We start from the raw sequence: 22,459 nt of genomic DNA on the forward strand, positions 1-22,459 counted from the left end.
GCCGCCAAAAAGTTAGGTGTTGGCTTTGATCGCGCCAGACTTCAGGCGCGCCAGATAGTCTTTCAGGTCCCGCTTCAATTCCGGTGCCATGAGGTAAATACCGATCACGTTCGGAACAGCCATCAGGAAGAACATGCTGTCCATCAACGTGTAGACTTCCGACACCGAGAAGACCGCACCTGGCACCAGTGCCACGCAGAAGACGACCTTGAAGAAGTTCATGGAGCGCGTGCTGCCGCCAAACAGGAATTCCCAGACTTTCCCTGAATAATAGCCCCAACTGATGATCGTGGAATAGGCGAAGAGGAAGGCCGCGACGGCCAAGACCCATGGGAACCAGCTGATGACGCTGCCGAATGCAGAAGAGGTGAGCGATATGCCCGCAGCATCTGCTTGATCCAAATAGACACCGGTTATCACAATCACCAATGCGGTCATGGTGGAAACCACAACTGTGTCCACGAAGGGCTCCATCAGGGCAACCATACCTTCTGAAACAGGCTCACTCGTCTTTGCTGCAGCGTGCGCCATGGTAGCCGAGCCAAGCCCAGCTTCGGTGGAGTAGACGGCACGCTGCATAGCAATGATGATCGTGCCGACCAACCCTCCCAAGCCAGCTTCAAGCGAGAATGCGGATTCGAAGATTGTGACAAACGCGGCTGGAACCTCAGTAATGTGAGAGCCAATAATAACCAGCGCCCCCAAAATGTAGATGCCAGCCATGGCGGGTACCAGGCGTGCTGTCACGCTGGCGATCGACTTGATGCCGCCGATGATCACAATTGCAGTCAGGACGGCCATGATCACCCCAAAACCCCACCGGCTTGGTTCGCTATCGATGCCGGTTACGGCTGAAACAGCTTCAAATGATTGGTTAACCTGGGCGACCTGCAGAAGCGTCGGCCATGCAAGGATCGCGTAGGACCATGCGAGGATCTTGCCAACCTTGGCCCATCCTTCGCCGCGCCCTTTCAGGCCACGTTCCAGATAATACATGGGGCCACCAGCTACGCTGCCGTCTTCGCGTACATCGCGGTATTTCACACCCAGCGTACATTCCGCGAACTTCAGGGTCATGGCGCAGAAGCCAATCAGGATCATCCAGAAAGTGGCGCCAGGGCCACCAGTAGAGATGGCAACCGCCACGCCTGCAATGTTACCAAGCCCGACTGTACCTGAGAGGGCAGTGGATAGGGCCTGGAACTGAGTTACTTCGCCGTCGGCCTTGGGGTCGTGATAATCCCCTTTCACAATCCGCCAGGCACGTTTGAAGCTGGTCAGATTCACAAAACCGAAATAGAGAGTGAGGATAATCATTGGCAGGGCGAGGAAGGCAACAATCCATTCCACCTCCAGGCCGAAGATGTTTACGGTCCGGAAAACAAAGTCACCCAAGGCATTAATGCCATCTGCCAGCATCTGTACGACACCACTGCGGGCGTCACCATCTTGTGCCAATGCTGGTGCGGTGATTGCCAGGCTGGCCAAGCTGGCTGCCATAATACGCTTGAACTGAAACACGTCCTCTCCCCAGAGTTATCTTGTGTTATTTGCCGGGCAGAGTAGGCGAGGGGGCACCCGGATGGAAGCCAAAAATTGGTTGAGCGACTTCAAACGGCGGAATCCCGCATGAAATTCTGATTCCAGTCTTCTGTGCGGGATTTTCTTTTTCAGGTCCGTACCGCTGCTAGCTGGCGTGTTTACGGCTGTGTTGTCACCGGACCGACGAATATAGCGGGATTTCATTGCCGCCCTCAGGGCTGCTTCAGCGGAGTGAGTAAACGAAACGGTATTTTACCCCCGCTGTGTCTACCGGCTGGCCGTTTTCGTGGCGTGCGGAGTACCGAAATTTTCTGGCAGCCTCGATAGAAGCCTTAACGAAGTCATCGGGGCCATATCGTTCCATCACACGAAAATCACTGGTGCGCCCATCTTTGGTGACGGTCAGTTCAAGCACCACTGTGCCCTCAAGGCCTCGACGTTGTGCGGATACAGGGTATTTGGGCTGGGCAAGAAACAAGGGTTCGTAGCTTTCACCCGTCTCCACGGGGTCGCGGTTGGCTTCCTTGATGCGGCCAACGGCTTGACAATGCTTGGTCGCCAAGTCGCTTTCGCCCATTTTTTCATAGGTTTCTACCAATAGGGTATGCATGCGTTGCGTCAGTCGCTCGTTCGGTGCGCCGCTATCGTAGACCCGCACTGCGGCTTCCAGAAATTCCGCTGCAGCATCATACCGCTTATCCAGCTTTTTCAGCTCGCCAAGGCGATAGCTTGCCAAGGCGGTGCGTCCATGATTTTCGCCCAGCGTCGCCTGAAAAATTTTGTAGGCTTTTTTGAGATTGCCGACTGCCAGGTTACGTTTTCCTGCGCCCATAACCAGTTGCTGTTCGGCCATCTCATAATAGAGCTGGCCGACGAGGGCGGAGTCTTCCCCTTCTAGTTTTTCAGCTATTTCAATTGCACGCCGATAATATTTGCCGCCGGTTGTCCCGCTCAGAAACTTTGTCTCTGCATGGCCGAGATCCATCAGTGGATCAATAACCTCTGGGGCATCATTGCCATACTGGCTCTGAAAAAGTACCAAGGCTTCCTCAAGGATTTCTTCCGCTTGATCGCGCTTATTTACAGACAAGAGCAGGCGACCATAATTCAAGCTCGCCTGTGCCAGATTTTTGGCATGCCTTTCGTCTTGTGCCGCCGCCTCTTTGAGTAGGGAATAGACGCGGTGCGCGTAAGGTTCGGCATAATAACGCGACTCTTTCTTCACCCATTCCTCATAGGCTGCATAGGCTTCGCGCACCGTCATGGTTTGCGCCCGTGCCTCATGTTCCTCAAGGCTGAGGCCTGCAAAAGCTGGAGTGGTAATGCCCAAGGACGCGGAAAGAAGCAGTGCCGCAGCAAGATGACGTTTCATGACAACAATCCCCCAAACGAAAGTCTCAAGGATTTGTATCAAATACAATTACTGATGGCAATTGTGCAAGGCGCTATTTCTCGCCGTAGCGGGGCATCATTTCCACGAAATTGCAGGGGCGGTAGCGGTTATCGAGCTGCGTGACGAGAATTTTGTCCCAGGCATCTTTCACCGCGCCGGTTGAACCGGGCAGGGCGAACATCAGGGTTGTTCCCGCAAGGCCGCCGGTGGCGCGGCTTTGGATCGTGCTGGTGCCGATCAGGTCGTATGACAGCATGCGGAACAGCTCGCCAAAGCCGGGGATGGGCTTTGTATAAAGCGCTTCAAATGCTTCCGGGGTGACATCCCGCCCGGTCAGGCCCGTGCCGCCAGTGGCGATGATCACGTCAATACCCGCATCAGCAATCCAGGCTTTGGCCTGATTGGTGATCGATGGGATATCATCCTTGATGATCTTCCGGTCCGCCACTTTATGTCCGGCTTCCTCAACGCGGCTCGCCAGCGTATCGCCTGAGCGGTCGTCTTCAAAAGTACGAGTATCGGAAATGGTCAAAACGGCAATGTTTACCGGAATGAACGGGCGGCTTTCATCAATCTTCGGCAAGGGTTCTTGTCCTTGTAACGGTTCGGGTTTGAGCGCGCTTCATGGCAACAGCGGTCGCTTCTGTATCCAGGCGTTCCAGCACAGGCCAGGCGCCTGAGGCTGCAGCGTCCAGGCTTGGCGTCTCCTGGCCCAGGCGCATACGGTAGAGCCACAAGTTGGCCATCACCCGTTCGATATAGCTGCGTGTTTCATAAAAGCCAATGGATTCGATAAACAGCAACGGGTCCTGTTCGTAAATCACTTCCTTCTGCCATTCCATCAGGCTACCGGGCCCGCCGTTATAGGCGGCAAGCGCCATGAACAGGTTGCCTTCGGCATAATCGGAATCGATCAGATATTCGATATATTGCTGCCCCAGCGCCATGTTGAATTCTGGCTCATACAGCTTTTTGCGGTCCCGGCGCAGGCGACGGTTCTTGGAGATGTAGCTGGCCGTTGCCGGCATAACCTGCATCAGGCCACCAGCGCCGGCGTGGCTTCTGGCGCGGATGCGGAAATCGCTTTCCTTGCGTACCATGGCAAAGATCAACGCCCTGTCGACGGTGAAGCCGCCCGCAGGTTCCCAGTCCGGCAGCGGATAGCGCACAGCCGTTGAGGCCGGGTGCCCTGTGCCGCCAACGCGGCCCAGTCTGATCTGGATGTTTGGCAGGTTCAGCTTGGCCGCCAGCGGCAGCAGGTCATCCTGCACGGCGGTGCCTTCACGGCCCCAAAGAAGGCGCAGCTCTTCGTCTGCAATATGGTGCCAGCCCACTTCGGCCAGGGCGATGGCTCTCCGTGTTGCAGGGTACTGCATCAGATTATCAAGGGCGTCGCGCTCCAGGTCCGGCACGGCCCAATCGATTTTGGGGCGAATGCCCAATTGGCGTGCGGCAATCATGCCGTAGAAGGTTTCCTGAAAGCTGGCCGCCGTGCGCAGGTGCTCTGTCGCGGTGATCGGATCACCCATCTGATAGGCTGCGCGCGCGGCCCAGAACTGCCCGCCAGAGGCCAGCCAGTCACCGGCGCGTTCTGCTTCACCGACATATTTGAAATGCCGGTAAGCCGTCGCATAATCGCCATCCCGCCAATAGGCAAGGGCTGCGATCCAATCGGCATGGGGTTCAATTTCCCGCGCAAACTCTGCCGCCATTGTCGACAGGATGCGCGCCTTGCTGTTGTTGGATTTATAATAGTAGCTCGACGCAATGCGCTCCAGCGCTTCGGCCTTTTCATAGGGTACCAGAAGCCCGCGCGCTTCCATTGCCCAATAGCGCTTCTCGGCGCGCTCCGGCAGGCCGTTGCGGACATACCGGCGTACGTTGGCGAAGAAGCGGGTGATGGCAGTGCGCTCGAGCCGGGTGCGCTGGGGCAGGGGCGGCTTTGGTGCTGCGGCCTGGCCGGTCACGCCAGGATAGCGGGTGTCAATCGGGCGCCTTGGGGCCCGTGCATTGCCCTGCCGCTTGCGCGCCAGGCGGTAAACCTGCCATGCATTGGGATGATCCGCGTAGGATTTCAGCCACCCTGCCAGCTCCGAATAGCTGCTGCGGTATCCGGTCGGGTGCATATAGCGCTGGAACCACACATGCCCCATCAAAATGGGGTCCTCGACATATTTGATCATGCGGTCCGCTTTTTCCCAGCGGGCCTGTTCCTGAAGCTCAAAAATTCTCTGGTAACGATTGATATCTTCCTTGCTGAGCACATCCGGTACATCGACGTCGGCCCGTGCAGTTGCGCTGAGCGCAGCAGCGGATAGCAGCGAGAAGGCGAACATCAGACGGAACACAGCACGGATACTCATGACAGGGACAGTTTCCTCTTCACAGACAGGATATCGCGCCAGGCATGGCCCTTGAGCGCGGGCTGGCGCAGCAGATAAGCTGGGTGATAAACAGGCAATGCGGCGATTTTCTGGCCACCGATGTCAAGCTCTTTCCAGCGGCCGCGAAGGCGCGTGATGCCTTCCTCCGTGCCCAGAAGGGCCTTGGCGGAAACGCCGCCAACCATCAGAATTACCTTCGGCTTTGCAAGCTCGATATGGCGCTTCACGAACGGCATGCACATGGCGATTGTCGCCCCGTCCGGTGTGGCGTTGCCCAGCGGACGCCAGGGCACCATGTTGGTGATATAGACGTTTTCAGTGCGCGAGAAGCCAGCAGCTCCCAGAATTTTGTCCAGCAACTGACCAGACATGCCAACGAAGGGCTTGCCTTCACGGTCCTCGTCTGCGCCGGGAGCTTCGCCGATCACCATGATGGGGGCTCCAGGGGTGCCGTCCGCAAACACGGTGTTTTTGGCTGATCGTTTCAGAAGGCCGCCATCGAAGGCTTCCATGGCAGCTTTGAGTTCCTCAAGAGTGCTCGCTTCCGCCGCAACGCGGCCAGCGGCCTCGGGGCCGGCGCCAACAACGGCCTGCACAGGCTTCGCAGCCACAGGTCTTGGACCGGAAGGCGGCGCGGGCTTCTGTGCCTGCGGGTGCTGCCGGGCAATAACCGGGGCTTGTACTTCTGTCGTGAAACGGTCGATCGGATCAATGTCGATCGCCTCGTCCGCGCCCATGGCGATGTGCCATGCCAGAAGGCTTGCCGGGTCCATATGTTGGGGCTCAGGTGAACTCATTTTTAACCAATGTTGTTAGTTGTCGGCCTCTCGTGGGCACCACTATAGTCAGACAGAAGTAAAAAATGCATTGAAATTTTGCTCAAACTTTCCGCTTTCAGGTCACATAAAAAAATCCTGCCTGACGTCGCGTCATCAATGACTTATGTTGCAGTGCGAAAAGAATCTGCTTTCAAGCGTTTGACGTTTGCCACTACGCACGGCATAAACACTTGAAAATGATTGTTTTCGGTCCAGTTTGGGGTTGAGGTCGCATGCAAGATGTGGCGAAGTTAGGCACCGGACGTTAGGGAAGTTTGAAGGAGCGCAACATGGAACGTGAATCCATGGAATTTGATGTCGTGATCGTAGGTGGCGGGCCAGCAGGCCTGTCTGCGGCGATCCGGTTGATGCAACTGGCCCAGGAAAAAGACCAGGAGCTGATGGTCTGTGTGATCGAAAAGGGCTCGGAAATCGGGGCGCATATCCTGTCTGGCGCCGTTGTTGACCCCATCGCGCTCAATGAGCTGATCCCTGACTGGAAAGAAAAGGGTGCACCGCTGAATACGCCGGTGACCGACAACCAGCACTGGGTGTTGTCTGAAACCGGGAAGTCTTCTCTGCCACACTTCATGATGCCGCCGCTTCTGTCGAACAACGGTATGTATACGCTGTCGCTCGGTAACCTGACCCGCTGGCTGGCAGAACAGGCCGAAGCACTGGGCGTCGAGATTTACCCGGGCTTTGCAGGTTCTGAGGTGCTCTATCATGAAGATGGCCGCGTCAAAGGTGTTGCCACGGGTGACATGGGCGTTGGCCGTGACGGTGAACAGAAGGCTGGTTACACGCCGGGTATGGAGCTGCACGCAAAATACACGTTGTTCGCGGAAGGCTGCCGTGGCTCGCTCTCGAAGGAGCTTGAGGCCAAATTTGCCCTTCGGGAAAACTGCCAGTTCCAGACATACGGTATCGGTATCAAGGAACTGTGGGACATCGACCCATCGAAGCATGTGCCGGGCCGGGTGATTCACACCCAGGGCTGGCCGCTTGGCAACACAGCGGGCGGTGGCTTTATCTATCACCAGGAAAACAATCAGATCGCCATCGGATTTGTTGTCACGCTGGATTACGAAAACCCGTATCTGTCACCGTTTGATGAGATGCAGCGTTTTAAGACGCACCCTGAAGTACGCAAGATCCTCGAGGGCGGTCGCCGCGTGGCCTATGGCGCTCGGGCGATCAACGAAGGCGGGCTGCAGTCCGTGCCGAAGCTTTACTTCCCTGGTGGTGCGCTGATCGGCTGTGCGGCAGGCTTTGTGAACGTTCCACGCATCAAAGGCACCCATAACGCCATGAAGTCAGCCATGCTGGCGGCGGAAAGCGCGTTTGACGCCATCGCTGCGGGCTCGAACGGTGAAACTGAGCTAAGCGGCTACGAAGATGCATTCAAATCGAGCTGGATTCACAAAGATCTTTATAAGGTCAGGAATGCCCGGCCGGCACTTGCCAAGTTCGGTGCCAAATGGGGCACCATGTATGCCGGTTTCGACATGTGGATGAATACCATTGGCCTTGGTTTCCTGATGCCGACGCTGAAACATGTCCACAAGGATAACGAAGCCACCAAAAAGGCGGCCGACTGCCAGCCAATCGATTATCCGAAGCCAGACGGGGTGATCAGCTTCGATAAGCTCTCAAGCGTGTTCCTGTCGAACACCAACCACGAGGAAGACCAGCCTATTCACCTGACACTCAAGGACGAGAGCATTCCGGTGACAGTCAATCTGGCTGACTATAACGGTCCGGAACAGCGCTATTGCCCCGCGGGGGTGTATGAATTCGTGGGTGAAAACGGCGAAGAAAAGCGCTTGCAAATCAATGCTCAGAACTGTGTTCATTGCAAAACCTGTGATATTAAGGATATTACACAGAATATTAATTGGGTGGTGCCTGAGGGCGGTGGAGGCCCCAACTACCCCAATATGTAACGTTTTGAGCACAAAGGGCAGGCATGCAGCCTATCAAATCACTGGCTTTCGCCTTGGCGCTTGTGGGATGCGCGGGTCAGGGTTCCGACCCTGCCACGCTGGCCCCGGCGCCATCGACGCTTCATAGCGAATTTCGGGCGGTGGACGCGGACAATACCATGTATGGTCCGTTTGTCGCCGCCACGCTTGCCCAGCAGAATGAGCAACACGCCTCTTCAGCCCACTATTTCCTTGAAGCCCTGAATGCTGACCCGGAAAGCGGCTTTGTCGCTGACCGTGCTTTCTTCCAGCTTGTGTATGCCGGCCGAATGGATGAGGCGGCCTCGCTCGCCGTCAGGATGCAAGGTTCGGAGGAGCCGGTCGATGATGATCTGGTGCACCTGATGTATGTGCTTGAGGCCTACAAGCATGAAGATTGGGCAGCTGTACGTGAACGGTTGAGCGAGCAGGAGGGGGCTGGCTACGGTTTCCTGATCACACCGATCCTCGGGGCCTGGAGCTATGCAGCGGAAAATGACCTGGTGGCCGCCAGCAAGGCGCTCGCGCCGCTTATCAATGACCCGCGGCTTGGTGTGATCGGGCAGGAGCATTACGCCTATATCCTTGATCACCTCGGTCGGTATGACGCGGCATCCAGTGCCTATCAGACCCTGGCGTCAGATGAGCGCCCGGCATCCCTGCAGCCGCTTGTGGCCTACGCTGACATGTTGACGCGCACAGGCAAGGAACAGCAAGCGCGGGAATTCCTGGGCGAGCAGACCAAGCGCTTTGGCGACAACCGCTTCCTGCTGCGCGAAGGCATGCGCATCACGGGCGGCTTCGGCCCCAGCCAGGACGCCACCAACCCGCGCGGTGCAGCAGGCCTGGTGTTCTACCGTTTGGCCACAGAGTTTGCCCAAAGCCGGTCGCAGCAAGCTGCAATCATTTATTTGCGTGTGGCTTCTTACCTGACACCAGAGGTGTCCGAGATTTATTTCCTGCTGGGAAACCTGCTGGAGCAGATTGATACCCCTGAATCTGCCGTGTCAGCATACGCTGCTGTGCCGCAAACCAGCCCGCTCAAGCCTTTGGCGGAGCTGCGTCGCATTGGGGCGCTCAGGTCCGCTGGCCGGGACGGCGAGGCGGAGGCTCTGTTGCGCGCAGCCCTGAGGGACGCACCAAATTCGAGCGCTCACCTGTCTGCGCTCGCGGATCTCCTGCGGGATGAAGAGAAATTTGAAGAAGCCGTACATTATTATACGCAGGCGATTGGCCAGATTCGCTCTGCGCAGCAATCTGACTGGTTCATCTTCTTCGCCCGTGGTGTCTGTTATGAGCGCATGGGTAACTGGCAGCGGGCCGAAGCCGACCTGCAGACCGCGCTTCAGCTCAATCCGGGAGAAGCCAGCGTGCTCAATTACCTGGGCTACAGCTGGATTGACCGGGGCGAGAACATTGATGAAGCCAAGGCGATGATTGAACAGGCTGTGGCCGAACAGCCAGATGATGGCTTCATTGTCGACAGCCTGGGCTGGGTTCATTACCTGACAGGCGATTACCTGGCCGCGGTCCAATATCTGGAAAAAGCTGTGCGGCTCGAACCCACAGACCCGACCATCAACAACCACCTTGGTGACGCCTATTGGCGCGTTGGCCGCCGGATCGAAGCCCGCTTCCAGTGGCGTCACGCCATGGACAACAGCCCCTCGGACGATGAGAGAGAATCCCTCAAGGAAAAGCTCGAGCTGGGGCTTGAAGAGCCGTCATGAGCATGCCCTTGTGGGCAGCCCTGCCGCCTGTCAGCGTGACGGCGCCGGCCAAAGTGAACTTGTTCCTGCATATTACAGGCCGCCGCGCTGACGGCTATCATGAGCTCGAGAGCCTGTTCGTATTCACTAAAGGTGGCGACAGGGTCACTGTGGCCGCAGCACCAGAGTTTACCTTTACACTGGAAGGCCCGTTTGCGTCGGCTCTCGAGGCATTGGGTGGGGCAGGCGAGGGCAACCTGGTCTCCAAGGCTGTCATGCTGCTGGCGTCTCATGCGGGGCTTGAGCCAAACGTAGCTGTAACGCTTGAAAAGAACCTCCCAGTGGCAGCGGGCATTGGTGGTGGGTCATCTGACGCGGCCGCGGCGCTTCTGGCGCTGAACCAGTTCTGGAAGCTGAAGCTGCCCATGAGTGTGCTTGAGGGAATCGCGCTTCAACTGGGCGCTGACGTCCCCGCATGCCTGCATCAGGTGCCTCTGTTGGTGCGCGGAATCGGTGAAGAGCTGAAGCCTGTATCGCTTGGTTGGCAGGCCGGTATTGTTCTGGTAAATCCGATGGAGCCGCTCTCGACCCCGGCGGTGTTCAAGGCTTATCACGTTGCGGCAGCGGCCTTTGATGCACCGCTTCAGAATGCTGAAGCGTTATGCGCCAATGTGCATGACCTTGCAGCCAGCAGCCGGAACGCGCTTGAAGGCGCGGCGCGGTCGATCTGTCCGGCGGTTGCGGATGTGCTTGATGAATTCATGTGCCAGGACGGTGTTACACTGGCGCGTATGTCCGGCAGCGGGGCCACCTGTTTCGCCCTTTTTGAGACGGCGGAGGAAGCTGAAGTCGCCGCCCGAAAAATTGGTGAAAGCCGCAGGAATTGGTGGGTTATGGCGGACTATCTGGGTGCTGGAGGCGGCTGAAAAAGATGCTTGAAATTTTGTGAAGTTGATCCGTCATCGAAATCCAAAAAAAAGTACAAAAAAAAGTCTTTACAGTCTCGGACGGTTCTACTAAAACCGCGCCACGAACCAGTTGGGGCGTCGCCAAGCGGTAAGGCACCGGTTTTTGGTATCGGCATGCGCAGGTTCGAATCCTGCCGCCCCAGCCAGTTCTCCCTTCTTCAGAATTATCACGAAAATTTATCCGATTTCACAGCGCTAAAGCGTTGTGTCCGCTTGTCTTTTCTGCAACTGTGCGGCCCATGGACAGTGACAAGACATTGCATATCCGTTGCGGTAGCGACATTCAGGCTGCTCTTGAAGGCGCCGGCATCAGCGGGGCGTTTCTGGATTTCTCCGATCCCTTCTGTCAGGGGCCGGTGCTGGACCTGCCGCAGGAAAAATTTCTTGAAAGCCGGCTGAATTTCATTACCGACGCTTATGGGCTGGACCCCGCACAGGCCTTGAAGAAACAACGGCTTAGGTATGCCCGGCTGGCGAATGCTGCCGCCTTTGAGCGGGTTGTTTTGTGGTTTGAGCACGACAGCTATGACCAGCTGATCCTGATGTATCTGCTGAAGCATTTCGGTGCGCTCGAAGAGCGCCCGGCGCTTGAGCTGGTGTGTGTCGGTGACTATCCAGTTGAACCCCGCTTTATTGGCCTTGGCCAACTGGCTGGGGATGACCTGGCGAAGCTTTATGAAGCGCGCGTTCAGGTGACAGACGGCATGCTGAAACTGGGCGCGGAGGTGTGGACGGCACTGACGGAGGGCACACCGCATAGTCTTGTTCGCATCGCACAAAAGGGCACACCCGATGTGCCCCTGTGTGCCCCGGCCATCATGCGGCATCTGAAGGAGCTACCGGCTAAATCATCGGGCCTCAGCCTGACAGAGGAATTGACCCTCAAAATCCTCGCTACAGGCAACGAGATGCGTGCAGGTGACCTGTTCAAGGCGCTGACCCATGAACACGAACCGCTGCCTTATCTGGGTGACCAGATGTATTGGTACGACCTGAAGCGGCTGAGGGACGGCGGCGCATTGACGGCAACGGGGAACGATTGGCCGGAAATGAGTTTCCTGATCACGGATCTCGGGCGTGCGTGCCTAGAAGGACGCGAAGACTGGATGACGCATGTTGGCGCCGAACGTTACGTGGGTGGCATCCAGGTGGCGCCAGACGGGAAAATCTGGCGCCGGCAGGGCTAAGGCTAGGTCACGGCGCCTTTTTCATTGAAGCGGGCTTCCTTCCAGAAGCCAGTTTCGAAGATATCAGCCATGATCTCAACGGCGCGGTAGACATCCTCGAAGCCCAGATAGAGCGGGGTGAAGCCGAAGCGCATGAAGTCTGGCGCGCGGAAATCACCGATCACGCCGCGCTCGATCAGCGCCTGCATCACCGCATAGCCGTTCTCGCACTTGAGTGACACATGGCTGCCGCGTTTGCCCGGGTTTTCGCTGGTGGCCAGGCCAACGCCGTGGTCTTTCAGCTTCTCGCGGCAGAGCGCGATAAACAGGTCCGTCAGCGCCTGGGATTTCTTCCTGACCACCATCATGTCCACGCCTTCAAACGCATTCATGGCCTCATCCAGTGCACTGGCGGCCATCACACTTGTGGTGCCCACCAGCATCCGGCGGATATCGCCTGCGGGTTCATAGTCATCGAGGAACTCAAACGGTGTTTTGTGGCCGAACCAGCCGGTGAGCGGCTGCTTGACGGCCGCCTGGTGGCGCTCTGCCACATAAAGGAAGGCTGGCGCGCCCGGGCCGCCGTTCAGATATTTATAGCCGCAGCCGACGGCGAAGTCGGCGCCTGCTGCGTTCAGGTCCACCGGTACAGCGCCTGTTGAATGGCTGAGGTCCCAGACCATCAGTGCGCCTTTTGCGTGCGCGGCTTCGGTGACAGCTTTCATATCGAACATATCGGCGGTGACATAATGCACGTGCGTGAGCACCACGACAGCCGTGTCGTCATCAATAGCGTCAATAATCTGGTCGCGCTCAACCACCTGGAGTGCCACATCGGGGCCAAGGAAGTCCGAGAGGCCCTGCAGCATGTAAAGGTCGGTCGGGAAATTGCCGGGTTCCGTTATGATTTTGGTGCGGCCCTTGTTCATCCGGCAGGCGGCGGCGGCTACCTTGAACAGGTTGATCGACGTGCTGTCGGCCATCACGACCTCATTCGGCTTGGCGCCAACAAGGGGGGCGATTTTCCTGCCGACCCGGGCAGGCAGGTTAATCCAGTCCGCCGTGTTCCAGCTTTTGATCAGGTCCTGGCCCCATTCTTTTTTGACAACGTCAGCGATGCGGGCGTCCACGCCCTTTGGCAGCACGCCAAGGCTGTTGCCGTCCATATAGATGACGCCTTCCGGCAGATCGAAACGATCTTTCATCGGAGCCAGCGGGTCGTTGCGGTCTTGCTCCTGGCACCAATCAAGTGACGTTGGGATCATGGGATACTCCTCAATACAGCACGTACGGGGCTGCCGTCGGCGCCCTCAATCTTCAGTGGCAGGGCGATCAGCTCATAGTCGCCCGTTGGAACATTATCGAGCACAAGCCCTTCAAGGATGGCCATGCCCGTGGCATCCACCTTGAAATGGGCGTCCAGCGTTTTGCTGTCCTGTGGGTCCAGGGACGGCACATCAAGGCCGATCAGCTTGCAGCCCCGGTCCGCCAGCAACTGGATGCTGTCTGGGTGCATGGCGGGGAACTTCGGGTCCCAGCCTTCGTGCGGGAAACGATCAAACAGCTTGATCAGCACACGCTCGACCCGCGCGGGCAGCTTGCCTTCCAGATGCCGGGGCTCCACAAGGCCGCCAGACGGCACCTCAGCCGACAGGTCAATCAGCGTGGCGGGGCCGATATAGGCGTCAAGCGGTGTCGCCGCACAGTCCACACCCTGCTCATCGAAATGGAGGCGGCTGTCTGCGTGGCTGCCTGTGTGGGTGGACATGACAAGTTCGCTCACATTCACCGGGCAGCCGGGCTCAATGTTCCAGGTGCGGTTAAGCGCAAAGCTCCTGTCGCCCGGCCACACCGGGATGCCAGGGCGAATGGTCTGGCTGATGTCATAAATCCTGGTCACAGGCTTGTCCTGAGCGTCCAGAGTTCAGGGAAGAAGCGGAGGTCCAGCGCTTTCACCAGATAGGACACGCCGCCCGTGCCGCCGGTGCCTTTCTTGTAGCCGATGATGCGTTCAACGGTTTTCATGTGGGCGAAGCGCCAGGCGTGGAAGTGATGCTCCAGGTCCACCAGCTTTTCGGCGAGCTCATAGAGGTCCCAATATTTGTTTGTGTCCTGGTAAATCTTGAGCCAGGCGTCTTCAACACCTTTCGAGGCTTCATAGGGCTCACGCCACTTGCGCTCCAGCTTGTCGGCAGGGATGTCAAAGCCGCGCCTCGCCAGAAGCTGCAGGCACAGGTCATAAAAGCTGGGCCTGTCCAGTACCTCCTGCAGGTGGTTATAGCGCGCGGGCGAGGCCTTGTGCGCTTCGGCCATGCGGGCGTTCTTGTTGCCCAGGCGATACTCAATCTCGCGGTACTGGAAACTTTGGAAGCCGCTGCTCTGGCCCAGGTCGTCCCGGAAGGCGGCATAATCAGCTGGCGTCATAGTCGAGAGGATCTCCCACGACTGCTGCAGGTTGGCCTGAATTTTTGCCACGCGCGACAGCATCTTCTGCACCGGGCCAAGATCATCAGCCGCCAGATGGTTCATCGCGGCGCCCAGTTCATGAATGCAGGCCTTCATCCACAGCTCTGACGCCTGGTGAATGACGACAAACAGCATCTCGTCATGTTTGGTCGACAGCGGGTTCTGGCATTCCAGAAGCCTGTCCAGCTGCAGGTAGGAGCCATAGCTGATGTCCTGGTTCCAGTGAATATCCTCGCCGGTTACATCAACGGACGTTGCGGGGCCCTGGTCTTCTTTGCGGTCGGTTGCCATTCTCTCACCTGCATTTATTTTAGGTCTAAACTAAATGCATCATATCGCATAAATTTGGGGAGTTCAATAAGGCTGGCTGCTGTTAATTTCGGGCCACGTCATCGGCCTTTTTCACCACATCTTTGGTATCAGCCGCCAGATCGACCACTTTACCAGTTACCCTGACAACTGTTGTGGCTGTATCCACAGTGGTTTCCACAGCGGTTGCGGCTACCTTGATGGGCGTGGTGACGACGGAGCATGCGCCAAGCCCAGTCACCATTATGAGCGCCAGCAGTATCTTCACCCAAATGTCCTCCCCGATTTGTGTTCTTAGATTGGCTCAGCTTGAATCGCAAAGGCAAGGACATAAATTGTCAAAGTGGGGTGGCCTGCTTGCAGCCGGCCGCCTGTCAGGGTAGGGTGCCGCCCGAATTGCTGTCCCAGGATGTATGGGGCCCCAAGGAGTATAGGATGTTAAAAGCGCAAATTGTTCCGGTAACGGCTTTCCAGCAGAACTGCAGCATCATCTGGTGCGATGAAACCATGGAAGGCGCGTTTGTTGACCCGGGCGGGGAAGCTGAAAAGCTTCTGCAGGCGGCCAAGCAGCTGGGCGTAGACGTGAAGCAGATACTGCTTACCCACGGCCACCTTGACCATGCTGGCGGCGCGAAAGACATCAAGGAACAGCTGGGCCTGCCGATCATCGGCCCGCACAAGGACGACAAATTCTGGCTCGACGGCATCGAAGAACACGCAGCCAACTATAATATGCCGGGCCTCAGGTGCTGTACCCCCGACCAGTGGCTGGATGACGGCGACGAAGTGACGGTAGGCAATGTGACGCTGCAGGTGATTCATGCCCCCGGCCACACGCCGGGCCATGTGGTTTTCTTTGAGCCCACCCACAAGGTGGCATTTGTGGGCGACGTTCTGTTCAAGGGCTCCATTGGTCGCACCGATTTCCCGCGCGGCAATATGGATGACCTTGTGAACGCCATCACCAAGAAGCTCTGGCCATTGGGGAACGAGGTGACCTTTGTGCCGGGTCACGGGCCGCTGTCCACCTTCGGCGCAGAGCGGCAGTCCAACCCATTTGTCGGGGACCAGGCGCTAAGGAGCGCCTGATACCACAGCCCCATTTGGGCTGGCGCCTGAAAAAGTCTTTCTGTATAAGGGCTTTAAGGGGCTGGCTTTATGAAAAATCTAATTCGCAAATGGATATTGCATCTTAAGCGCAAGCGCTATCACCGGCATTTGCGCGAGGGTGGCAACTATAAAACGCTGGAAAACTCCATCAAGGAGACCGGGTCGCTTTGCAGTAATTGCAATGCTCCGCTTACCGGTCCCTTCTGTCACATTTGCGGCCAGAAAGATGACGACCTGAAGCGACCGATCTGGACCCTGATCAGGGAAATTCTGGATGATGTGATCTCAACCGACAGCCGCCTTTTCAAAACATTGATCCTGCTTGTGCTGGTACCTGGTGGTCTGACGCGGGCGTTCAGGGACGGCAGGCGGGCGCGCTTTGTGCCGCCGCTTCGGCTGTATCTGGTGATATCGATCCTGTTTTTCGTGATCTTGAAGGTGGCCGACATCCTCATCCTGGATATCCATGTCACACCGATTGACCGGCCAGACGTTGTCGAAGCACCTGCTGACGTGGCACCACCAGAGGGGCAGACGCCGGAGGTTGCGTCTTCGGGGCTCGCGGAATCTGATCTGGCCAGCACGACCGAGGGCGGCACTGCCGCGCAGGATACCAAGCCAATTGCCAAGGAAGGCCTGTCCAAAGAGGACCTGGAGGCGATTAAAAGCCCGGACCTGACACCTGAAGAAAAGGTGCGCCTTGTTCTGGGGGATGAAGGCTTTGAACGCCTGCCGGAGGAAACCAAACAGGCGATCCGGGAAGCCAAGGACGGTAAAAACGTCAAGATTGACGGTGATGACCTGATCCGGTCGCTGATGGGAGGTGGCGACCCGGGCGGCGCGGGTGGCGATGTCAGGATTGACACCGATTGGCCTTATGACGTGGAAATCGCCATGTTTGTCAAAAACTCCAACGACCCACGGGAAGGGTTGAAACAGGAGGATATTGACGAAATTCTCAATGATCCGGAAAACCCGGCCTTTCTCAAACGCGCGACCAGAGGCTTTTCTGAAGCCCTTCAGGACCCGGAAGCGTTTAACGAGCTGTTCAACGACTGGCTGCCGCCGGCGCTATTTGTGCTGATGCCGATTTTTGCGTTCATTCTGCGCGTGTTCCATTGGGGCAAGGACCGCGTGTACCTGCAGCAATTTGTCTTTTCACTGCATTTCCATACCTTCCTGTTCCTGCTGATGACGGCCATGACGGTGATCGTGCCAACCTATGGTGGCGACTTGAGCATCACCATCTTCTGGTGGGTTACCTCGATCTATCTGATCATTGCGCTGAAGATCGGCCAGGGGCAGGGTTGGTTGAAGGCCTTTTTCAAGGCCGGGCCCATCTGGGTGTCCTATTTTGCTGTGATGATGTTGGTGATGTTCTTCATCGTGTTCGCGGGTCTTGGCGATATTGATGTTTTCGACCTTCTGATGGGCGACACTTCGGCGTTTGAGACGGAGGCATAGCGGGCGCCCAAGGGTGATAGGCGCCGTCTGTCATGCTTTACGCCGCAAGCTTTAGTGTGTTTGCCGCGGCTGTCAGTTCACCATCTGCCTTTGCAAGGCTGGCTTCGGCATCCACAGCCATCCTGTCAGCGGCAATGATTGTCACGTCCGTGATGCCGACGAAAGCCAGCGCGTGCTTCATGTAAGTGGTGGCGAAGTCGATATCACTGCCAACGACTGTGCCGCCAGACGCCACAAGCAGATAGGCTTTCTTGCCGGTCAGAAGCCCTTCGGGGCCATTCTCGGTGTAGCGGAAGGTGACACGGGCGCGGGCAATCAGGTCAACCCACGCTTTGAGCCCGGCTGGCACGCCGAAATTATAGATGGGCAGGCCGATTGCAAGAACGTCCGCAGCCTTCAGGTCCGCGATCAGGTCGTCGGACAGTTTCAGCGTTTGCTTCTGTTCGGCTGAGCGGTCTTCTTCAGGCGTGAAGTTGGCGCCGACCCAGTCTTCACCAATCAACGGCAGCCCCTTTGCCAGGTCATGGCGCAGAACGGCGACATCATTGCTTTCAGTGATGGACTCGATGAAACGGGTTGTCAGGTCACGGGTTACGGAACCATTGGTGCGGACGCTTCCGTCTACGCGCAGGATGGTGCGGGGGGCTTGCGTGGTGCTGGTCATTTATCTTTCCTTCAATAACGGGCAGCGGGTGCTGCGTTTGAAGGAAAGATAGGGTTGTGCCAGGTGGTTAGATAGATCGATAATTGCCAAGCCTGTGTTGCATATTTGCGAACGTTACTTGTCGTGGGGTTCCAGTTTCAGGGACGCACTGTTGGTGCAGTAGCGGAAGCCCGTGGGCTGCGGCCCGTCCGGAAACACATGGCCCAGATGGCTGTCGCATTTGGCGCACAGGATTTCGGTGCGCACCATACCGTGGCTGGTGTCCGTTTTTTCCGCGACTGCGTTTTCATCGATTGCGTCCCAGAAGCTGGGCCAGCCCGAACCGCTTTCATATTTGGTGTCGCTTGAAAACAGCGGGGCTCCACACCCGGCGCAGTGGTAGGTGCCGGGCGTCTTGGTATCCCAATATTCACCCGTGAAGGGCGCCTCGGTGCCGCCACAGCGGCACACGGCATATTGTTCAGGCGTCAGTTCCTCGCGCCACTCGGCGTCCGTTTTCTTGACGTCAGTCATGGCTATTCCACCTTGCACAAGAGGCACAGCGCGTAGCTGGCCATCGGATCATTGAAGTTCAGCAGCATGTCGGCTTCGCCTTTCAGCTTCATGGCCGTCTGCATCACCGGCGACAGGCTTTGGGATGCTTGCGACTTGAAGTCGATGCCCAGGCTGGAATTCAGGATGTCTGCGATCATCTGGTCCCATTTGCTTGGGAAATCGCGGTAGAAGACAACGTCATAGTCTTCAATGCCGGCTGCGGTTGCCGCGGCAGCAACAGCGTCACCAAAGCCGCCCAGATGGTCGACAAGGCCCAAATCTTTAGCTGTGGAGCCCACCCAGACACGTCCCTGGGCAATCTTATCCACGTCTTCAACTGTCATGTTGCGGCCTTCTGCGACCAGCGACAGGAACTGGCTGTAGCCATTCTCGATAGACTGCTGGATCACATCCTTGGTCATGTCAGACAGCGGCCGTGCGGTAGAGAAGGCGCCTGCCATCTCCGTGGTGCCCACCCCGTCCGTATAGACGCCGGCTTTTGCCAGTGTATTCTCGAACGTCGGGATCACGCCGAAGATGCCGATGGAACCGGTGATGGTGGAAGGGGCAGCCCAAATTTCGTCAGCGGTCGCGGAAATCCAGTAACCGCCTGAGGCCGCAACGGGCCCCATGGAGGCGATCACCTTCAGGCCTTGTTCCTGGGCCGCGACCAGCTCCTGCCGGATCAGTTCAGACGCGAAGGCTGACCCGCCAGGGCTGTTGACCCTGAGTACAATCGCGGCAGTGTTCGGGTTGTTGCGCGCGTTGCGGATATAGCCCACAAGCGTTTCAGCCGCGCTGACGGTGATCGGGCCATCGCCCATCACAATCTGGCCCTGGGCCGTGATCACTGCGATCTCATTACCGCCACGTCGGCTTTCCTGCTTGGCCGCGAGATAGCTCTGATAATGGATTTGCTTGAAGGTGTTGCCGCCGCCTGGATTTTCGCCGAATTCCTCTTTCAGGGCATTCCGCCAAACTGTGCGCGGCGCCAGCTCATCCACCAGGCCGCCGTTTTGCGCCAGCTTGGCAAAATTGCCTTCCGCTTCCCGCAACCGGTCGGGCAGGTTGTTGATGCTGTTTGTCAGTGCACCAGCCTCAAGGCCGCGCGCTTCCACAACGGCACCCTCATATTGATCCCACAGGCTGCCGAGGAACGCCAGGTTGGCTTCCTTTGCCGCCGGTGACATATCGTCCCGGATGAAAGGCTCAACGGCGGACTTGTAGGTGCCCACACGGAACACATTCACGTTGGCCTCAAGCTTTTCAAGCAAGCTTTTGAAGTAGGTCGGATAGAAGCCATAGCCGGTCAGGAACACGTTACCCGCCGGGTTCATATAGACCTTGTCGGCTTCAGCGGCCAGCAGGTAGCTGGCCTGGCTGTAGGCGGTTGAGAGTGCATAGACCTTCTTGCCGCTTTCCTTGAAATCGCGGATGGACTGGGCGATCGTATGCAGGTGACTTGGGCCGATGGGGCCGAGCGAGTCGGTGATCAGTGCCACAGCCGCGATGCGGTTATCGGTTTTTGCCAGCTTGAGCGCACCTGTGATGTCATGGATGCTGGTTTGGGGCGGCTCGCGGTTGAATTCGGACGCAAAGACCGCATCGAGCGGGTCTGGATATTCAACCTGCTCAACAATCGCGCCGGCTGGATCAAGCACCATCACGGCGCCGTTCGGCACGCTGACGCGGGGTTCGCCTCTGCTTGACAAGGCCAGAACGATCCCGAACATGGCGAAAAGGGTCAACATCCCGAGGGTAAGGGTACCCAGTCCCTGGATGAATTTGAAAATAGTCTTAATGATTTCCCACACGCCCTTCATACGGAGCTTCTCCAAACCTTGAAATATGCCAGCAAAAATGCCTTCTTAAGTATGAAAGTGCGACCTCAGACCGCTAGCGTCAAGAGTGGCTCGCGAGAATGTGCCCGCTTTTGAAGAATTAATGAGAAAAAACTAAGGAAGACAGCAAATGACCAGTCATGTTCCAGAGGTTCCTGTAAGCCATCATGCCCGGTCGGCCAGCGTTGCCGACGATGTGGATTTCGAGATCAAGGGCCACGAAATGCAATTTGTGGAGGTCGAGCTGGACCCGGGTGAATCCGCCATCGCCGAAGCCGGCGCCATGATGTTCAAGGACCAGTATATTGGCATGAGCGCTGTGTTTGGCGACGGGTCCGGCCAGGATGGCGGCTTCATGGGCAAGCTCCTGGGGGCAGGTAAGCGCCTGCTGACCGGGGAAAGCCTGTTTACCACGGTGTTTACTCATGAAGGCGGCGGCAAGGCGCGTGTGGCGTTCGCGGCCCCATACCCAGGCAATATCCTGCCAGTCAAACTGACTGACTATGGTGGGCGGTTGATTTGCCAGAAAGACGCATTTCTGGCGGCCGCCCGTGGTGTGCAGGTAGGTATCCATTTCCAGAAGAAAATCCTGACCGGCCTTTTTGGTGGTGAAGGCTTTATCATGCAACGGCTGGACGGTGACGGCTGGGCCTTCATTCATATCGGCGGCACGCTGGTTGAAAAAGAGCTCAAGCCCGGCGAAGTGCTGCATGTGGACACTGGCTGTCTGGCGGCCATGACTGATACAGTCGACATGGATGTGGAACGCGTCGGCGGTATTAAGTCCATGGTGTTCGGCGGCGAGGGCGTCTTCTTTGCGCGCCTTCAAGGACCAGGCAAGGTATGGCTGCAAAGCCTGCCATTCAGCCGGCTAGCAGGCCGCGTCCTCGCCTGCGCGCCCCAGCATGGTGGCAAAGACAAAGGCGAAGGGTCTATCTTGGGCGGTGTTGGGCGTATGCTTGACGGCGACAATTTCTAGGGTGGCTTCGGCGGTGGGATTGCGCATTCAGGAACACAGGATCCTCTATCGGGACGAGCGCTTTTTCGCAGCTTTCCCCTGTGTTGTTACCTTGCCGGACGGTGGGGTAATCCTGTCTTTTCGCCGTGCGCCGGATCACCGCTGGATGCTGGGCGAGCATCGTGATGAGCATTTTGACTCTGTGGATCATCTGCATTTCCGCTCGCACATAGCCTGCGTGAAGCTGGATGAAACGCTTGCGCCAACTCAACCGGTCAAAATCCTGCCTCCCCATGCCGAAGCGGCGGATCAGGACGCCAATATGTTTCTGACCAGCACAGGCCGACTGATCCAGTATGGCTTTCTCTGGTATCCAGTGCCGACTGCGGATGCGAACCGACTGATGGACCATGGGTTGCTGGGGTTCAGACGACCGTCAGAGGATGGCGAAGCCTATCTCAACTGGGGTGGCTACACGCGGTTCAGTGATGATCTCGGAGCCAGTTGGTCGGATCATCAGATGGTGCCGGTGGATGATAAAACTTTCGATTTCGGCTATGGCCATCGCCCGGGCGGTGCAGCGCTGCGCGGCAGAATGATTGAACAGGGTGACGGCACGTTGATGGTCGCTGGCTACCAAGGGCGTCTTGAAGGTCGACCATATACCGCGCTCAGGGTTTTCAAGTCGTTGGATATGGGGGCGAGCTGGCAGCTGCACCCTGATGTTGTCGCCATGGATGATATTGGTTTGCAGGAGCCGGCCCTTGCCCCTTGGCCTGCAGGCGCGATATCCGTTTTCAACCGAACTTCGGAAAATGACGACAGGCTGGTTACAGCCAGATCGGACGACGGGGGCGCGACGTTCGGGCCCCCGCAGACCGTGGAGGTCAAAGGTCATCCTTATGACCCGTTCGTGCTGCAGGATGGCCGGCTTTTGTTGGTATATGGCTACAGGCACGCCCCCATGGGGGTCAGGGCCCGTTTGGTTGCGCCCGGGCAAGCGATTGAGGACGCATCCGAGGTCATTGTCAGGGACGATAGCCCAAGCCGCGACACGGGTTATCCGTCTGCAACGCAACTCGCGGATGGACGAATTGTAATTGCCTACTATATCACGGACGAAAGAGGCATACGCGGCATCGAATGTACGGTGCTGGAGATTGATTAAG

20 protein-coding genes and 1 tRNA gene are annotated in these 22,459 nt (G+C 57.4%); 9 read left to right on the forward strand and 12 right to left on the reverse strand.

The annotated features are described in order from the left end of the window. Positions 1–12 precede the first annotated feature (12 nt). From KORLAC_RS07410 to KORLAC_RS07430, 5 genes are all read right to left on the reverse strand, one after another. Positions 13–1,500 (reverse strand): alanine/glycine:cation symporter family protein, encoded by a 1,488-nt coding sequence (locus tag KORLAC_RS07410; RefSeq protein ID WP_068305278.1) that lies wholly within the window; start codon positions 1,498–1,500, stop codon positions 13–15. A gap of 265 nt (positions 1,501–1,765) precedes the next feature. Further along, positions 1,766–2,914, reverse strand: coding sequence for a TonB family protein (locus tag KORLAC_RS07415; protein ID WP_068305005.1), 1,149 nt, complete (start codon positions 2,912–2,914; stop codon positions 1,766–1,768). A 73-nt stretch (positions 2,915–2,987) separates the two neighbouring features. Further along, entirely contained in the window at positions 2,988–3,518 is a 531-nt protein-coding gene (moaB, locus tag KORLAC_RS07420; protein WP_068305006.1) for a molybdenum cofactor biosynthesis protein B, read from the reverse strand. Continuing rightward, the gene (locus KORLAC_RS07425) at positions 3,505–5,298 is read right to left on the reverse strand and encodes a lytic transglycosylase domain-containing protein (protein WP_068305011.1); all 1,794 of its coding nucleotides are present in this window, start codon (positions 5,296–5,298) and stop codon (positions 3,505–3,507) included. The genes moaB and KORLAC_RS07425 overlap by 14 nt, the downstream gene beginning before the upstream one ends. Further along, entirely contained in the window at positions 5,295–6,092 is a 798-nt protein-coding gene (locus KORLAC_RS07430) for a uracil-DNA glycosylase (RefSeq protein WP_241493382.1), read from the reverse strand. The genes KORLAC_RS07425 and KORLAC_RS07430 overlap by 4 nt, the downstream gene beginning before the upstream one ends. 335 nt (positions 6,093–6,427) lie before the next feature. Here KORLAC_RS07430 and KORLAC_RS07435 point away from each other — a divergent pair, with 335 nt between their 5' ends. The 5 genes from KORLAC_RS07435 to KORLAC_RS07455 all read left to right on the forward strand — a co-directional run bounded on the left by KORLAC_RS07435 (position 6,428) and on the right by KORLAC_RS07455 (position 11,965). Further along, complete coding sequence (locus tag KORLAC_RS07435; protein WP_068305015.1) at positions 6,428–8,083, forward strand: electron transfer flavoprotein-ubiquinone oxidoreductase; 1,656 nt, start codon at positions 6,428–6,430, stop codon at positions 8,081–8,083. Positions 8,084–8,106: 23 nt separating this feature from the next. Further along, positions 8,107–9,831, forward strand: coding sequence for a tetratricopeptide repeat protein (locus tag KORLAC_RS07440; protein ID WP_068305018.1), 1,725 nt, complete (start codon positions 8,107–8,109; stop codon positions 9,829–9,831). Then, a complete protein-coding gene (locus KORLAC_RS07445) occupies positions 9,828–10,736 on the forward strand; it encodes a 4-(cytidine 5'-diphospho)-2-C-methyl-D-erythritol kinase (RefSeq protein ID WP_068305020.1) in 909 nt (302 codons plus the stop codon). The genes KORLAC_RS07440 and KORLAC_RS07445 overlap by 4 nt, the downstream gene beginning before the upstream one ends. Before the next feature lie 113 nt (positions 10,737–10,849). Further along, a tRNA-Gln gene (locus KORLAC_RS07450) sits at positions 10,850–10,924 on the forward strand. A 93-nt stretch (positions 10,925–11,017) separates the two neighbouring features. Continuing rightward, positions 11,018–11,965, forward strand: a complete 948-nt coding sequence (locus KORLAC_RS07455) for a DUF1835 domain-containing protein (protein ID WP_068305026.1) — start codon at positions 11,018–11,020, stop codon at positions 11,963–11,965. A gap of 2 nt (positions 11,966–11,967) precedes the next feature. Here KORLAC_RS07455 and kynU read toward each other — a convergent pair whose 3' ends face one another. The 4 genes from kynU to KORLAC_RS07475 all read right to left on the reverse strand — a co-directional run bounded on the left by kynU (position 11,968) and on the right by KORLAC_RS07475 (position 14,987). After that, the gene (kynU, locus tag KORLAC_RS07460) at positions 11,968–13,209 is read right to left on the reverse strand and encodes a kynureninase (protein WP_068305028.1); all 1,242 of its coding nucleotides are present in this window, start codon (positions 13,207–13,209) and stop codon (positions 11,968–11,970) included. Next, positions 13,206–13,844: an arylformamidase gene (kynB, locus tag KORLAC_RS07465; protein ID WP_068305029.1), complete on the reverse strand. Its 639-nt coding sequence runs from the start codon at positions 13,842–13,844 to the stop codon at positions 13,206–13,208. Before kynB ends, kynU begins: the two co-directional genes overlap by 4 nt. Continuing rightward, on the reverse strand, positions 13,841–14,701 hold the full coding sequence (locus tag KORLAC_RS07470) for a tryptophan 2,3-dioxygenase (protein ID WP_068305030.1): 861 nt from the start codon (positions 14,699–14,701) through the stop codon (positions 13,841–13,843). Before KORLAC_RS07470 ends, kynB begins: the two co-directional genes overlap by 4 nt. 82 nt (positions 14,702–14,783) lie before the next feature. After that, a complete protein-coding gene (locus KORLAC_RS07475) occupies positions 14,784–14,987 on the reverse strand; it encodes a hypothetical protein (protein WP_068305032.1) in 204 nt (67 codons plus the stop codon). Between the two features lie 167 nt (positions 14,988–15,154). Between KORLAC_RS07475 and KORLAC_RS07480 the strand changes: the two genes are divergently transcribed. Together KORLAC_RS07480 and KORLAC_RS07485 are read left to right on the forward strand one after the other, a co-directional pair. Then, the gene (locus KORLAC_RS07480) at positions 15,155–15,808 is read left to right on the forward strand and encodes an MBL fold metallo-hydrolase (protein ID WP_068305033.1); all 654 of its coding nucleotides are present in this window, start codon (positions 15,155–15,157) and stop codon (positions 15,806–15,808) included. Between the two features lie 69 nt (positions 15,809–15,877). After that, the gene (locus KORLAC_RS07485; protein ID WP_068305034.1) at positions 15,878–17,293 is read left to right on the forward strand and encodes a DUF3667 domain-containing protein; all 1,416 of its coding nucleotides are present in this window, start codon (positions 15,878–15,880) and stop codon (positions 17,291–17,293) included. Positions 17,294–17,330: 37 nt separating this feature from the next. Here the strand turns inward: KORLAC_RS07485 and KORLAC_RS07490 are convergent, their stop codons facing one another. From KORLAC_RS07490 to sppA, 3 genes are all read right to left on the reverse strand, one after another. Next, positions 17,331–17,957, reverse strand: coding sequence for an FMN-dependent NADH-azoreductase (locus KORLAC_RS07490; RefSeq protein WP_068305037.1), 627 nt, complete (start codon positions 17,955–17,957; stop codon positions 17,331–17,333). Between the two features lie 114 nt (positions 17,958–18,071). Continuing rightward, complete coding sequence (gene msrB, locus KORLAC_RS07495) at positions 18,072–18,470, reverse strand: peptide-methionine (R)-S-oxide reductase MsrB (RefSeq protein WP_068305041.1); 399 nt, start codon at positions 18,468–18,470, stop codon at positions 18,072–18,074. Between the two features lie 2 nt (positions 18,471–18,472). Beyond that, complete coding sequence (sppA, locus tag KORLAC_RS07500; protein WP_160328612.1) at positions 18,473–20,242, reverse strand: signal peptide peptidase SppA; 1,770 nt, start codon at positions 20,240–20,242, stop codon at positions 18,473–18,475. A gap of 220 nt (positions 20,243–20,462) precedes the next feature. Between sppA and KORLAC_RS07505 the strand changes: the two genes are divergently transcribed. Together KORLAC_RS07505 and KORLAC_RS07510 are read left to right on the forward strand one after the other, a co-directional pair. Then, positions 20,463–21,311: a TIGR00266 family protein gene (locus KORLAC_RS07505; RefSeq protein ID WP_068305045.1), complete on the forward strand. Its 849-nt coding sequence runs from the start codon at positions 20,463–20,465 to the stop codon at positions 21,309–21,311. 13 nt (positions 21,312–21,324) lie between these two features. Then, a complete protein-coding gene (locus KORLAC_RS07510) occupies positions 21,325–22,458 on the forward strand; it encodes an exo-alpha-sialidase (protein WP_160328613.1) in 1,134 nt (377 codons plus the stop codon). Position 22,459 lies beyond the last annotated feature (1 nt).

It is taken from the genome of Kordiimonas lacus (genome assembly GCF_001550055.1).
Classification (GTDB): Bacteria; Pseudomonadota; Alphaproteobacteria; order Sphingomonadales; family Kordiimonadaceae; genus Kordiimonas; species Kordiimonas lacus.

Coding starts and splice junctions, on each gene's coding strand:
- msrB (WP_068305041.1), bottom strand. CDS start 18,470: ATGACTGACGTCAAGAAAACGGACGCCGAGTGGCGCGAGGAACTGACG.
- KORLAC_RS07505 (WP_068305045.1), top strand. CDS start 20,463: ATGACCAGTCATGTTCCAGAGGTTCCTGTAAGCCATCATGCCCGGTCG.
- KORLAC_RS07490 (WP_068305037.1), bottom strand. CDS start 17,957: ATGACCAGCACCACGCAAGCCCCCCGCACCATCCTGCGCGTAGACGGA.
- KORLAC_RS07410 (WP_068305278.1), bottom strand. CDS start 1,500: ATGGCAGCCAGCTTGGCCAGCCTGGCAATCACCGCACCAGCATTGGCA.
- kynU (WP_068305028.1), bottom strand. CDS start 13,209: ATGATCCCAACGTCACTTGATTGGTGCCAGGAGCAAGACCGCAACGAC.
- KORLAC_RS07430 (WP_241493382.1), bottom strand. CDS start 6,092: ATGGACCCGGCAAGCCTTCTGGCATGGCACATCGCCATGGGCGCGGAC.
- KORLAC_RS07425 (WP_068305011.1), bottom strand. CDS start 5,298: ATGAGTATCCGTGCTGTGTTCCGTCTGATGTTCGCCTTCTCGCTGCTA.
- KORLAC_RS07480 (WP_068305033.1), top strand. CDS start 15,155: ATGTTAAAAGCGCAAATTGTTCCGGTAACGGCTTTCCAGCAGAACTGC.
- sppA (WP_160328612.1), bottom strand. CDS start 20,242: ATGTTGACCCTTTTCGCCATGTTCGGGATCGTTCTGGCCTTGTCAAGC.
- KORLAC_RS07470 (WP_068305030.1), bottom strand. CDS start 14,701: ATGGCAACCGACCGCAAAGAAGACCAGGGCCCCGCAACGTCCGTTGAT.
- KORLAC_RS07440 (WP_068305018.1), top strand. CDS start 8,107: ATGCAGCCTATCAAATCACTGGCTTTCGCCTTGGCGCTTGTGGGATGC.
- KORLAC_RS07485 (WP_068305034.1), top strand. CDS start 15,878: ATGAAAAATCTAATTCGCAAATGGATATTGCATCTTAAGCGCAAGCGC.
- KORLAC_RS07445 (WP_068305020.1), top strand. CDS start 9,828: ATGAGCATGCCCTTGTGGGCAGCCCTGCCGCCTGTCAGCGTGACGGCG.
- KORLAC_RS07435 (WP_068305015.1), top strand. CDS start 6,428: ATGGAACGTGAATCCATGGAATTTGATGTCGTGATCGTAGGTGGCGGG.
- KORLAC_RS07455 (WP_068305026.1), top strand. CDS start 11,018: ATGGACAGTGACAAGACATTGCATATCCGTTGCGGTAGCGACATTCAG.
- KORLAC_RS07415 (WP_068305005.1), bottom strand. CDS start 2,914: ATGAAACGTCATCTTGCTGCGGCACTGCTTCTTTCCGCGTCCTTGGGC.